The organism is Clostridium sp. BSD9I1 (assembly GCF_900185645.1).
Classification (GTDB): Bacteria; Bacillota; Clostridia; order Clostridiales; family Clostridiaceae; genus Clostridium_AK.
This window is the reverse complement of sequence record NZ_FYAM01000011.1, coordinates 158210-172901: the sequence shown is the minus strand read 5'-3', so window position 1 is coordinate 172901 and position 14692 is coordinate 158210. Positions and strand designations below refer to the sequence as shown.

Below are 14692 nucleotides of genomic sequence, written 5' to 3'. Positions count from 1 at the left end.
GGGGGTAAATATGGCTAAAATAAATATTAAAGTTGTAGGTGCAGCATTTCTTATTTTATTAATCATTTTAATGTTTCTATCAAAGACAATTTATACTCACAACTTACCCGTGGTAACTGCCGCAGCTCCTGTTAGTGGAAAAGTAAATAAATATGAAACAACATCCGGTATTGTTAACTGGGCAAATATTGAGGAAATCTACTCAGAAGTAGGTGGAACTATAGAAAAAATACTAATTAAAGAGGGGGATAAAGTAAAAAAAGGACAACCGCTATTTCACTTAAGTTATGATGAAGATGATATTGTCAGTAAATTAAAGGAAATACAAATTAATAAAAGTAAACTAAATGTTGATATTGAAAGCCTAGAAACAAAAATAAATGATACAAAAAATACAATTTCAAATCCAACGTCAGCAAATGATCTTGCAAAAATAGAAAATCAAATTAAAAAAATGGAAAGTCAAATAAAAAACTCGGAAGATGAATATAACAAATTAAAAATTTTATACGAAGAAGGAATCATCTCTAAAAAAGAGTTAGACAATAGCAAAAATACACTGGAAAACTTTAAGTATGATTTGCAAAGTTTAAAAAATGATTTTAAAAATGCTCATGAAGCTTATCAAAATAATCTTGAAACATTACAACAAAGCTTAAAATCAAAAAGTCTCGATTTAGAAAATCTTACAAACCAGGAGGGACTATACAAAAAAGCTTTATCAGATTATGAAAATAATGCTGTCATCACAGCCCCAAAGGACGCAACTGTCATTTCAATTCCTGTAAAAATAGGACAATCTGTAAACACCAATCAATTAATGATAAGTTTTGGCGTAGGTAATGATTTTGAAATAGTATGTGATATTACTCTTGACAATAACTTTATTAGCGCAAAAGATGTTTGCAAGTTGACAAATTCTGCTCATGCATTTGATGGTGTTGTAACAAAAGTATCACCAAAGGAAAATAATAAACAAGCAACAATAACTTTTAAATCAGGTGAAGTAACATCAGGAGAAACTTTTGAAATTGAATTTTCAAAAGAAAGTACAACTTCTTATACATTAGTTCCTAACGGCGCCATTAATAAAGATAATGATGGATATTTCATTTATCAGATAAAAAAACGTAAAGGGATGTTGGGCGATGAATTTTATGTGAAGAAAGTATCTGTTTATATAGGTGATTCAGATAATGAGAATACAGTAATCACAAAGGGGATGGATTTCTTTGAACCCATAGTATTATTAAGTGATAAGCCATTTTCGGATGAGGAAACTGTTAAAGTGGAAAATGTAGGTGATTTTTTTGCAGAATAAATATAAAATTACTTTGCTATTGATATTGATAATTCTAATTTGTTTTCAAGTATTTATGATTTTGTTTATGAAGAATAAAGGGTTTGAAAATCTCCTTTTAGCTGTACCAAAATCTAATACTATTGCTGGAGTTAATGTTGATAAACTTGAACAGCTAAATGAGGAAAATTTCTTACTTACATATGAAATAAATAAAGAAGAAAAAATCAAAGCTCTTAATTCTAACCATAGTGTGTTTTTAAAAGGAACTAATTACACCTATCCATATATTACAGGATATAGCGTTGTTAAAGGTAGTTTTTTTACACAATTAGCACAGAAACAAAAAAATAAATCAGTAGTATTAAATGAGCTTGCGGCTTTTGAATTGTTTGGCAGCTATGATATTGTAGGTAATAATGTTTTTTGGGATAGTGAGCCTTATACAATAGTAGGAGTTATTAGTGATGAAGATAAAGAAAATAAAAATATATATGTTCCTATAACTCTCTTAAGTGATAAACCAACTACATTTTTGACCTTCATAGATTCAGATAATGGAGTATCAGAAGAATATATAAAAAATGAATTTAAGGAAGCAAACGTAACAGATACCAGTCATGATTTTATAAATTTTAAAGAAATAACACGAGTTATTCAAGAACAAGCAATTGTAACAATCTTATCTGCTATTTGTGTTATAATAGTTTCTACATTTAAATCTAATATAAAAAAATTTATGGATTCATATAAAGCTTTCAAGGATTTATTAATGCAATGTTACTTTAAAGATATTTTACAAAGTAAACCAGATAATCTATATAGTTTATTAAGAAGATCCTTTTATATTGTCTTTTGTATATGCAGCTTAAGTATTATTGCATACAATATATTTAAAATGTGCATCAATTGGAATATGGATATAAATACGTTGATAGGACTTATGGGCGGGGTCAGGCCTCTGGGATTAACTGGTAAATAGTAAGCGATCCAGGGGTCTAACCATGAAATGATATGAGTATGTTATAAATATATAGTTTTGATATTGTAGCTGAAGCAGTAAATACAAGGTTAGATACATATCTGTATATAGTGGGGTGAGCAAGATAAGCACCTCAGAATGTATTGTTTAAATCTAACTTAGAAACGGGGCTGTCGCACAAAGAATAAAAACTACAATATATTGTATTAGATTTTTAAATTCTAAAATAATATATTGAGGTTTAATTTCTTAATGCCACAGCCCCTTTTTGCTATTATAAAAATGATTTAGGAGAATCCATAGTTGCCTTTTCAGTATATCTATAGGCGCGTTTTGCTCCATCTCCAACATATAAAACTGGATTTAGTTCTTCACAAATTAAATTGCCTTCTTCATCTAAAAGTGAAGAAGCGACAACTCTTCCTTTAATCTTTGCTAAAATATTTGTGATATTAGGAAAATCATCGGTTTCTATAATGTCCGTTAAGCTGCATTCAATAGATACTGGGCATTCTTCAATTATTGGTGCATTTACGAGTTCAGACTTTACTGGAGTTAGATTTACAAAATCAAACTTTTTAGTTTTATGGCCTGAAATAAATCCGCAAAAGTCAATTTGCTGCATCATCTTTTTATCAGGTATGTTGATTACAAAGTCCTTCATCTTTTTAATTTGATTTATTGCATAGCCCTTTTTTCCAAAACCTAGAGTTACCATGTCCATTAATGTGTAAGAAGAGGATAGGGTAGTGACATTAGGCACACCATTTTCATCGTAAAAGCTTATAAGAAAAATAGGGAAGCCATAATACATTTTATTAAAATTAACTCTTGTTTTTTTCATTGAAAATCACTCCATTCAGTAAATTACTGCTTTATTTTCCTGAAACTAAAGCAAGCTTTTTAACTTATTATAGCAATTACTAGAAGGTTGTACCGTGACTTTAATCACCAATGGGGGGGTCATCTAGAGTGAACTGAGAAAAAAGAGTAAAAACATATAAATATTTGAATTGAGCATAAAGGTTTAAAACAAGTAATGTAACAGATTGTGTTAAAGAACAACATATTGATAAGATTTTTTATAAATCAAAAGGCCAATGCTTAACCAAGCATTGGCTTAAATTCTCTAAGTATATATATTTGAGTGTTGTAGAAGTATGTTAAATTGTTTGATATAATAAAACCTGATAAGCTTTTCATGTATAAATCTAATATATAATTAGATTTATAAAGTTATTTCAAAGACTATTTATTATGATAGATATATAAAATAAAAGATTTGAAAGGATATAAATATGATAAAAGTTATCATAGCAGATGATGAAGAAAAAGTATGTCAGTTAATATTTAATTTAATTGATTGGAAATCACTTGATATGGAAGTTGTAGCAATGGCTCACAATGGCGTTGAAGCATTGGAATTAATTGAAAAATTTTCACCAGATATAGTAGTTACAGATATCCGCATGCCGGGTTATGATGGATTAGAAATGATTGGACGAGCTAAAAATATAAAGGAAAGTATTTACTTTATTATAATAAGCGGATATTCCCATTTTGAGTATGCTCAAAATGCTATTAGATATGGTGTAGGAGATTATATACTAAAGCCTGTTAAAAAAGATGAACTTTTAAATACACTTACTAATATACGAGAGAAGTATATGCAGAGAATGGATAGATTAACCAATGAGGAACATTTTAAGTTGCTCCTTCAAAGTGATATCAGCAAACTTCGCTCTAAAATATTTACAGAGTACTTACTTCAAAAGGGTATTACAACAGAAAATTTAGAGTTAGAAAAAATTAATGAAGATTATCATTCTAATTTTAAAAGAGGAAATTTTCAAGTCATTGCAGTCAAAATTGATTGTGGGTTTGAAGAACATTACAATGATAGTCTTAAACTGCTGCAAGAAAAAGTTACAAATATCTTAAACCTATTATTTAGACAAGAATGTTTTGATGTGGAAATTTATTTTAATGACAGTGTTGCATATTGTATTTTAAATTATGATGAAAATAATAAAAAAGTTATACGACATCAGATTAAAAAAGTATTAGACGAATTAATGGTATTAAGAATAGCATTTGTACAGTTTCAATTTACCATTGGAGTAGGAAGTATTGTAAAGGATATAAAGCAGTTAAAGGAAACATTTAGAGTAGCTAGATTTGCAGTAGGGCAGCGCATTATTGAGGGAACGGGTAAGATTATTCAAGATGTAGCTGTAAATGATACATCTGAAAGAAAAAATGAATTGCTAGCGGAATTAAATAAAACCATGGCAATAGCATTAGAAATATTTGATAAAGATTCCGTATTATCTTCTATAAAAAGTATAAAAGAAAAAATAGAAGTAAAAAAAGATATGTCTGGACATGAAATTTTTTCTTTGGCAAAACATATATGTGAGATGTATTTAGTTAATCTTAGAAACAATCAAGTAGAATTGCAAAATGATGAAGAATTTTATGAGAAGTTTTATATTCATTCTACTCGCTGCGGCTCAATGAACCAGTTGTTTCAATACCTGACTATGATAATTGAAAAATCTCTTGATGAGATTATTTATAATAAAAAACAGTCAGATACGAAACCAATTCGTACTGCTAAAAAATACATTCAAGAAAATTATATGAGTCCTATATGTCTTGAGGAAATTGCGAGTATTGTTGGATTTAATGCATCCTACTTTAGTTCTTTATTTAAAAAGGAAAGCGGAGTTAATTTCTTGGAATATCTTTCTGAGGTGCGTATGAACAAAGCAAAGGAACTTCTAAGAGAATCTAACTTAAGTATTGCTGTGATTTGCCAGGAAGTAGGATACAATGATTTAAAGCATTTTACTAAAACTTTTAAGAAAAATACTGGACTTAAACCTAATGAATATCGTAAGTTGTATTCATAAGTAATATAGGGAGATTATAATATGATTAATAAAAGAAGCAAATATATTTCCTATCGAATTATTTATGCTTTTTTCATACTCATGGCATTTGTTTTTTTGTTGCTTGGTATAATTACTGTTTTTTCTATCAATAGAGGCAAGTATTTGTTTATTATAACGTTATATTTAATGCTGGGACTTATTTTATATGCCTGTTATAAATACATTTATAATCCATATAAGAAGCATATGAGGATACTTCAGTTATTTGCCACTGGATATACAATTCAAGGTATATTTGATCAAAGCATATATTTAAGTCCTGAGATTGAGGAAGTAGTTAAAAAATTTAAAGAAATTATAAATACTAAGGAATTGATCAATGCAACAAAAAAGCAAGCTCAATACCTTGCTTTGCAAAACCAGATCAATCCTCATTTTTTATATAATACTTTAGAGGGCATTAGGGGAGAAACTCTAAATGCAGGATTGGAGAATGTAGCAAAAATGACAGAGGCTCTTGCTACATTTTTTCGTTATACCATTTCTAATGTGGAAAATCTAGTAACTTTAGAAGATGAATTGAGCAATATATATAACTATTATATTATTCAACAATATCGTTTTGGAGATCGAGTAAATTTTAGTGTTGAGTATGATAGTGAGGGAGAAGAAGAAATATTGAGATATAGACTGCCAAAGTTAACGCTTCAACCTATTGTGGAAAATGCTATTTACCATGGAATTGAAAGGAAGATTGGTAAAGGGCACTTGCGCATAAAAATGGAAACTACTCCCAATCGTCTAATTATTATAATTTCAGATGATGGGATTGGCATGACAGAGGAAAGCTTAACAGAAATTAATAATAAGCTTAATAGTTCTTCCTTAGAGTATATTAAATCAGATGGTAAGAAAAAGGGTGGCATTGCTATAGTAAATGTAAATAACAGAATTAGGCTTTTGTTTGGTGAAGAGTTTGGAATTTATATTTACAGTACTTTGAATGTAGGTACAGATGTGGAGATTACACTTCCATTAATAGATAAGGATGTAGAGGAACATTAAATGAAAAGTGAGATTTTGAGATTTGAAAGAGTTAGATATATAGAAGATGATGTAACTTTACTAGATAATTTTAATTTGCATATATTTCAGGGAGAAATCATGGGACTTGTGTGCTTAAATATCCATGGAAAAGAGGCTTTGATTGAGCTAATTAGTCAAAATGTTCCTATTCATTATGGGCGTGTTTATTTTAATGAGACTTTGGTAAATAACTATGAACACAGCCTTATGACTATAAACAAAGTAGCTATTATTGAACAAAGAAGCAGACTAATAGAAGATTTAACAGTGGCAGATAATATCTTTGTACTTCGTAGAGGGTTTAAAAAATACTTCATTAATCCTTCTGTGCTAAATGCTCAGCTGCAGCTATTTACAAAGGAAATAGGTATTGATATCTCGGGGAAAGAATTGGTTGCTAGTCTTAGTCCCTATGAAAAGTGCATAGTAGAACTTTTAAGAGCTATTGTAACAGGATGCAAGTTCATTGTTATTAGAGATATTAGCAGTTATATTAGTGTAGCAGATTTAGCTAAATTTCATAAGCTTCTAAAATATTATTGTGAAAAGGGTTTTTCATTTTTATATATTTGTAATCACCATGAGGAAGCATTTAAAATTTGCAATAGAATAGCGCTAATGAGAGATGGGAAAATATTAAAGGTATTAGATAATAAAGAGTTTACTAACGAAAAAATCATTCCCTATATCATTAAACTACCCAGCATTGAAAAAGTTAAAACAAATAAGAAAGATAAAAGGGGAATCTTATCCTTTGAAAATATCAAAACTAATAATTTGAGAAATATGACACTTAATATAAAGAAGAGGGAATGCACTGTGATATTGGATAAAAATAATACAGTGCTTACCGATATTGTTAAATTAATGAGCGGAGAAATAACACAGGAAGAGGGCAATATTTTTGTAGATGATGTGCTTTATACGAAAGATAGAGCTGCTCAGCCCCTAAAAAATAGTGTGGCATTTATTAATGAATTTCCCGTGGAAACTATGGTTTTTGATGAGATGAGTTATATTGATAATCTATGTTTTTTATTAGATGGGAAAAAAAAGTACATTTCTTTAAATAAAAGAATCAAAAAAAGCATTATTCGTGAGTATGAACCTCTAGTTGGGAAAGACATTTATGAGGTAAGCATGGATAAACTAAAACCCTACTCCTTATATAACCTAATTTATTATAGAATTCACTTATATAATCCTAAGATTGTCTTTTGTATACAGCCTTTTTCAGGCGCAGATATGTATTTAAGACGCCACATAATTAATCTTATTAATGAATTGAAGAAAAAAGGAATTACTGTGATTATTTTAGCTGTTAATATAGCAGACTCTTTAATTGTATCGGATAGATTAATTGTTATTGAGGAAGGAAAGTTTAGGAGTGAATATGATAATAGTGAGTTTCATCTTTTTAAAGACTATGATTATATAAACTTTCTTCGATAAAACTAATAAATGGGGTCATTTATTTGGGCTTTTTCTTAAAATAAGATAAAAGAACAAAAAAATGACCCCATAAATCTAAAATCACTCCCCTTATTAAAAGAAATTATCAATGCTATACTATATATGTAAACGATAAACATAAAGGGTAGGTGAAATTTATGCAGGATTACATAGTTGAAGTTAATCATGTAAATAAGAGTTTCCCTGGGGTAAAGGCACTAGATGATGTATCCTTTAATCTGAAAGCTGGAGAGGTACTAGCCCTGCTAGGAGAAAATGGTGCAGGAAAGTCAACTCTTATGAAAATACTAAGCGGCGTATATACAAGAGATAGTGGAGAAGTTAAAATTTTTGGAAAACCTCAAGGAGATTTAACACCTAAAAAGGCACAAGAATTAGGAATAGCTATCATTCATCAGGAATTAAATATGTGTTCTCATCTTACAGTAGCAGAAAACATTTTTTTAGGTCGTGAAAAAGTACATTCCAGAGTCCTTTCTAACAAGGAAATGAATAGAGAGGCAAAGGCAATTTTAGATAAATTAAATATTGATATTGATCCAAATACAGTTGTTGGAGACTTACCTGTTTCGAAGCAGCAGATGGTTGAAATTGCAAAAGCACTTTCAAAAAATGTAAAGATACTTTTCATGGATGAACCTACATCTGCACTAACTTCAAAGGAAATTGATGATTTGTTTGTAATCATAAATATGTTAAAAGCAGAGGGATGTGGTATTGTTTATATATCCCATCGTTTAGAAGAGTTAGAACATATAGTTGATCGTGTTACAATCATGAGAGATGGTAAATATATAACTTCTATGAATTTTGCAGATGTTACAATGCCTGAACTTATTTCTCATATGGTAGGTCGTGAAATTAAAGAAAAGTTTCCACGTGTTGAATGTAAACGTGGCAAAAAGATACTAGAAGTGAGAAATTTAAATGCAGGTAAATTAGTTCGTGATATTGATTTTGATCTTTATGAAGGAGAAATTGTTGGTATTGTAGGGCTCATGGGAGCAGGTCGTACGGAAACTACAAGGGCAATCTTTGGAGTGGATCCAAAGGACTCAGGTGAAATTATATTAGATGGTAAGAAAGTTGATATTAATGGTCCAATAGATGCCATCAAAGCTGGTATAGTGCTTGCGCCAGAAGATAGAAAAAAAGATGGACTATGTGTTAAGTTAAGCATTAGTGATAACATTGCTCTGCCAAACCTTGATTTGATTTGCAATAGTATGGGAGTCGTAAATAAGAAAAAGGAAAAAGAGATGGTGGATAGGGCTGTTAAGGATTTGAAAATTAAGCTTGCAAATTCTGCAGTAGATGCTGGAACACTTTCTGGTGGAAATCAGCAGAAGGTGGTAATTGGTAAATGGCTAGCAAGAAATTCTCGTGTGGTTATATTCGATGAACCAACAAGGGGAATTGATGTAGCAGCAAAGGTTGAAATTTATAATCTTATGAATGAATTAAAGAAGAAAGGTATAGGAATCCTTTTTGTTTCCTCTGAAATGCCAGAGGTTATGGGAATCAGTGATAGAATCGTGGTTATGTGTGATGGTAAAATCACTGGAGAATTGAGAACTGAAGAAGCTACTCAAGACATTATATTAAAATATGCAACAAAATTTGATAAAAAAATTGATAAACAAATTAACCAAAATGCTGAAAAAACAATTAATGTTTAGATAATATAAATAATAGATTAAGGAGGTAGAAGATGGAAGCTAAAATTGGAAATAGAGAAAAACAAAGTATATTGAAAAGATTATTAGCAATCAGAGGTATGGGACAAGTACTTACTGTTACTGCAGGGTTAATTGTATTGTGTGTTGTATTCAGTATTTTAAGTCCATCCTTTTATTCTTCAAGAAATATTGGAAACTTACTTAGACAGATTGCTCCAATTTTAATTATTGGTATTGGACAATCCTATGTGCTTATAACAGGTAACATTGATTTATCAATTGGTTCCGTTGTAGGTATGAGTGGTATGATATCTGCAACTTTAATGACAAAGGGTATGAACCCATGGGTTGCTGCGTTGATTACATTAGCTGTTTGTATTGGTGTGGGAATCACTAATGGAGCTTTAGTTTCAAAGTGTAAGCTGCCACCATTTATTGCTACATTAGGTACTATGACAGTGGCTAGAGGTGTTGCTCAAATTGTTAATAACAACTACAATACTGATGCCATTGGTGAGGCTGCAAAAGGTTTTAGAGACCTATTTTACTATGGCAAGACCTTTGGACTTTATAATGCTATTTGGATTGCACTAATATTATTCTTATTATTTAACTTCTTATTAAGTAAAACTCGTACAGGACGCTACATTTATGCAGTTGGTAGCAGCCTTGAAGCAGCTAAGTTATCTGGAGTTAACGTTGTTAAAACTGTAATGAATGCTTATATTGTAAGTGCAATATGTGCTTGTGTAGTTGGATTAATGACAACTGCAACAGCTGGTATGGGTACTATGGATGCAGGTAACATGTATGAAATGTACGCAGTTGCAGCTTCAGTTATAGGTGGAGTCTCAACTCTTGGTGGACAGGGTCTGCTAATTGGTACAGTAGTTGGTGCTTCAATTTGGGGAGTTTTACAAAATGGTCTTCAATTTGCAGGTGCACCTGTAGCTATGCGTAATATTGTAATTGGAACAATTGTTATAGTATCAGTTTTATTAGATGTTATCATTAGAACAGGAAAAATTAGAAGAAAAAATTAAAGCTTATGCTTTAATATAAAATTTTAATTATTAAGGATAAGGGGAGATATTAACTATGAAGAAAAGATTTTTGGCAAGTTTATTAGCTGTAGGTATGGTAGCTACATTAGCTGTTGGATGTGGAAAGAAAGCAGAGTCTACTTCTGGATCAGGTGCTGCTTCAGGGAAAGCTAAAAAGGTTATATTAATTACTATGGATAGTACGGATCAACACTGGGTATCAGTGGATAAAGGTGCTCAAAAGGCAGCTCAGGAACTTGGAAATATTGAATATAAGTGGATGGCTCCAGATAAAAAAGATGATGCTCAGCAAATAGAACGTGTTAACAATGCTGTTGCTGATGGTGCAAATGCTATAATGATAGCTGCAAATGGCCCAGATGCTATTTCTGCTGCATTACAGGAAGCTATTGGTGCCGGAATTAAAGTAGTTTATGTAGATTCACCAGCAAAAAATGAAGCATTAGCTACATTTGCTACAAACAATGAGTTAGCTGGTCAAAAGGCTGGAGAAGAAATGTTAAAAGCTTTAGAAGCTGCTGGTAAAAAAGAAGGTAAAATTGGTATAATTAACTTTAACTCTTCTGCAGAAACAGCTATTAAGCGTGAAGCTGGCTTCCGTAAAGCTTTTGCAGGTACAAAATTCCAATTATTAGAAACTCAATATGGTGAAGGAGACGCAGCTAAGTCACAAGATATTGCTGATAACTATATTACACAAGGTGCTGTAGGAATATTTGGAACAAACGAAGGAAGTACAGTTGGTGTTGGTAACGCAATCAAAGGTGCAGGTGCGGCAGGAAAAGTTGTTGGTATTGGATTTGATAAATCAGATGCTATTCTTTCATTAATAAAAGATGGTTCTCTTATTGCTACAATGGCTCAAAATCCAGATGTAATGGGTTATGAAGGTCTTAAAGCAGCTGTTAAGGGAATAAATGGAGAAGAAATAAAAGAGAAAAGTGTTGACACTGGTGTTTCAGTTATCACTAAAGAAACTGTAAAATAATGAACTAATATAAGTTTTAAGGTTATCGCAGAGCGATAACCTTGATTTTCTACAAAGGGGGAAAATACAATGAAAAAGGAACTTTATAATGAAATTAAGGAAAAATCCTTAGAAATATATGAAAAAGCACATATTATATTAACAGATAGAGAAAAAGAAAATTTAGAAGTAGCTGACTTTGGATTAAATGATATATATAGAACAGGACTTCAAATAGTTACTTATGTAAATACAGAGTTATGCTGTGCTAAGGAAATGGTTTTACTACCAAATCAGACTTGCCCTGAACATACACATGTACCTTTAGATAACGGTTATATGGGAAAGGAAGAAACCTTCCGCTGTAGATATGGTTTAGTTTATCTATATATAGATGGAGAATCAACTGAAAGCATATCTGCTAAGCCGCCAAGGGGTGATGAAGAGTATTATACGGTAAGAAGAGAAATTGTACTTCATCCTGGAGATCAGTTTACACTTGTGCCAAATACAAAGCATTGGTTCCAAGCAGGTCCTGAAGGTGCAGTTGTATCAGAATTTAGTACAAAGAGCTATGATGAATATGATATTTTCACAGACCCACGTATTTCTCGTATACCAGTAATTGAATAATAATAGAAAATATATTATAGCTTAATGAAGATATAGCGTTATGATTAATCATAACGCTATATCTCCATCAAAGATTAAAAGTAGTTTAAAGTGCGAGGTATAAAAATATGAATTATACAATTAGAAACAATAATTTAACAGTGACTACTTCTTCATTAGGAGGAGAATTACAGTCTGTTTTAGGAAAAGACGGCACTGAGTATTTATGGCAGGGCGATATAAATACATGGAACTATAAAGCGCTTAATATTTTTCCCTATGTAGCAAGGCTTACAAAAGGTCAATATATATTTGAAGGTAATACTTATTATATGGATATTCATGGGTTTGCATATTCCTTAGAATTTGAAGTGGAAAATCGCACATCTGACAGTATATCCTTTGTGCTGCATCATAATGAAGAAACCATGAAGCAGTATCCATTTTTATTTACTTACAAGATTCATGAGAAATTAGTAGAAAATACACTGGAAATTACCTATGAAGTAATAAATAATGATAATAAAACTATGTATTTTGGTTTAGGCGGGCATCCGGGATTTAATGTTCCAGCTGAAGACGGATTAAAGTTTGAAGATTACTATTTAGAATTTAAAGAATGTAAAACTCCATATCGTGTTGGTATGTCTGATACCTGTTTTGTAGAAGGAGAAGATACACCTTATATGATGCGTGATGGAAAATACATTGATTTAAAGCATAATCTTTTTGATGATGATGCTATAATTTTAAGAGATGTGAGTAGAGAAGTTACATTAAAATCCCATAATGGAAGAAAAAGTATTACGGTGTCTTATCCAGATATGGATTATCTAGGACTATGGCACTGGCCTAAGATAGAAATACCATATATTTGCATTGAACCATGGACATCACTACCTTCCAGGCAGGATATTATAGAAGATATTTCTAAACAACCTAATTTAATATCCTTAAAGCCAAAGGAAAGCTATAGAAATAAGTGGAGTATTTCTATTAATGATTAGTAAAAAATTGATAAATTCATTATAGATAGAGAGGGATTTAATATGAACTTTTTGGGTATAGATTTAGGCACTTCCTCAGTAAAAATAGTAGTTATGAATGAGTTAGGTAAGGTAACTGCATCAATTTCAAGGGATTATGATGTTAGTTATCCTAAGACTGGCTGGGCAGAGCAAAATCCAGAAGATTGGTGGAATGCTACAAAAGATGGGATAAAAGAAATTGTAAAAAACCCCAATATGGATGGAGAAAGTATAAATGGAATAGGATTTAGTGGACAGATGCATGGTCTTGTTCTTTTAGATAAAGAAGGTAATGTTTTAAGACCTGCTATACTTTGGTGTGACCAGAGAACTCAAGATGAATGTGACTATTTAAATAGCCACATTGGACAGGATAAGTTGTCACTTTATACAGGAAATAAAGCTTTAACAGGCTTTACTGCACCAAAACTTTTATGGGTTAGAAAAAATGAGGAAGAAGTGTTTAATAAGATTGCTCATATACTTTTACCAAAAGACTATATAAGATATAAGTTAACAGGAGAATTTGCTACAGATGTATCAGATGCTTCAGGTATGCTTATGTTAGACGTTAAGAGCAGAAAATGGTCAAGTGAAATGCTTGAAATACTTGAAATAGATGAAAAAGTTCTTCCTAAGGTATATGAATCTTGGGAAATAACAGGAAAAGTGACTAAGGAAGCAGCGGGTTATACAGGACTTTCATGTGAAACTGTAGTTGTTGGTGGTGGTGGAGATAATGCCGCTGGAGCTGTGGGTACAGGAACTGTTAAAGCAGGAGTATTATCCGTATCATTAGGAACTTCTGGAGTAGTTTTTGTAAGTAGTGATAATTACGAAGTAGATAAGGATAATAGATTACATTCCTTCTGCCACGCTAATGGAAAATGGCATCAAATGGGGGTTATGCTTTCAGCAGCTTCATGTTTAAAATGGTGGATTGAAAATATTAATAAAGATATTGAAGGAGACGTTTTTGAAAGATTATTAAAAGAAGCAGAAAGCTCTCCTATAGGAAGCAATGGAATTATATTTTTGCCATATCTTATGGGTGAAAGAACTCCTTATAGTGATCCTAATGCAAAGGGAACTTTCTTTGGATTAAATATTAGCAGCACTAGAGGAGATATGACAAGATCAATACTTGAAGGAGTATGCTTTGGACTTAGGGATTCTCTAGAAATATTAAAAAGCTTAAAAGTTTCTGTAGAAGCTGTAAGGGTTACTGGCGGTGGAGCAAGGAGCAACTTATGGAGACAAATTTTAGCTGACATATTTGGAGTAAAGGTGCAAGTTATAAATTCTAAGGAAGGCCCAGCTTATGGAGCAGCAATATTAGCTGCTGTAGGTTGTGGTTTGTTCAAAAGTGTAGATGAAGCTTGTGAAAAGCTTATAACCGTTACAGATTCACTAGAACCAATTGCTGAAAATGTTGAGAGATATAATAAATATTATAAGTTATATAATGAATTATATCCTAAGCTAAAAGAATCTTTTAGGGAGATAAATATGCTTTAATAAAAAAGAAAGTCTGCAAACAGAGCAAAGTAATTTGTTCTGTTTTTTTATATGTAATATTTTATTTGTGCCATATCAAAAAGCCA

12 protein-coding genes are annotated in these 14692 nt (G+C 31.2%); 11 read left to right on the top strand and 1 reads right to left on the bottom strand.

From position 1 onward, the window contains the following. The first annotated feature begins 10 nt into the window (after window positions 1-10). Window positions 11-1321, top strand: coding sequence for an HlyD family secretion protein (locus tag BSD9I1_RS06215; RefSeq protein ID WP_186429605.1), 1311 nt, complete (start codon window positions 11-13; stop codon window positions 1319-1321). Window positions 1322-1388: 67 nt separating this feature from the next. Further along, entirely contained in the window at window positions 1389-2282 is an 894-nt protein-coding gene (locus BSD9I1_RS06210) for an ABC transporter permease (protein WP_242966428.1), read from the top strand. 274 nt (window positions 2283-2556) lie between these two features. Here BSD9I1_RS06210 and BSD9I1_RS06205 read toward each other — a convergent pair whose 3' ends face one another. Further along, on the bottom strand, window positions 2557-3126 hold the full coding sequence (locus BSD9I1_RS06205; RefSeq protein ID WP_186429603.1) for a flavin reductase family protein: 570 nt from the start codon (window positions 3124-3126) through the stop codon (window positions 2557-2559). Window positions 3127-3580: 454 nt separating this feature from the next. On the opposite strand from BSD9I1_RS06205, the gene BSD9I1_RS06200 reads away from it, so the two are divergent. From BSD9I1_RS06200 to xylB, 9 genes are all read left to right on the top strand, one after another. Further along, entirely contained in the window at window positions 3581-5197 is a 1617-nt protein-coding gene (locus BSD9I1_RS06200; RefSeq protein WP_186429602.1) for a response regulator, read from the top strand. 21 nt (window positions 5198-5218) lie between these two features. Beyond that, complete coding sequence (locus tag BSD9I1_RS06195) at window positions 5219-6244, top strand: sensor histidine kinase (RefSeq protein ID WP_186429601.1); 1026 nt, start codon at window positions 5219-5221, stop codon at window positions 6242-6244. Then, the gene (locus BSD9I1_RS06190; protein WP_186429600.1) at window positions 6245-7717 is read left to right on the top strand and encodes an ATP-binding cassette domain-containing protein; all 1473 of its coding nucleotides are present in this window, start codon (window positions 6245-6247) and stop codon (window positions 7715-7717) included. It abuts the gene before it with no gap. A 158-nt stretch (window positions 7718-7875) separates the two neighbouring features. Then, on the top strand, window positions 7876-9417 hold the full coding sequence (locus BSD9I1_RS06185) for a sugar ABC transporter ATP-binding protein (protein WP_186429599.1): 1542 nt from the start codon (window positions 7876-7878) through the stop codon (window positions 9415-9417). A 32-nt stretch (window positions 9418-9449) separates the two neighbouring features. Further along, window positions 9450-10460, top strand: coding sequence for an ABC transporter permease (locus BSD9I1_RS06180; protein ID WP_186429598.1), 1011 nt, complete (start codon window positions 9450-9452; stop codon window positions 10458-10460). A gap of 55 nt (window positions 10461-10515) precedes the next feature. Further along, window positions 10516-11469, top strand: a complete 954-nt coding sequence (locus BSD9I1_RS06175) for an ABC transporter substrate-binding protein (protein WP_186429597.1) — start codon at window positions 10516-10518, stop codon at window positions 11467-11469. A gap of 69 nt (window positions 11470-11538) precedes the next feature. Then, window positions 11539-12081, top strand: coding sequence for a D-lyxose/D-mannose family sugar isomerase (locus BSD9I1_RS06170; RefSeq protein ID WP_186429596.1), 543 nt, complete (start codon window positions 11539-11541; stop codon window positions 12079-12081). Between the two features lie 107 nt (window positions 12082-12188). Next, window positions 12189-13067 carry an aldose 1-epimerase family protein gene (locus tag BSD9I1_RS06165; RefSeq protein WP_186429595.1) on the top strand — a complete coding sequence of 293 codons (879 nt, stop codon included), beginning with the start codon at window positions 12189-12191 and terminating at the stop codon, window positions 13065-13067. Window positions 13068-13109: 42 nt separating this feature from the next. After that, window positions 13110-14606, top strand: a complete 1497-nt coding sequence (gene xylB / locus BSD9I1_RS06160) for a xylulokinase (protein ID WP_186429594.1) — start codon at window positions 13110-13112, stop codon at window positions 14604-14606. Window positions 14607-14692 lie beyond the last annotated feature (86 nt).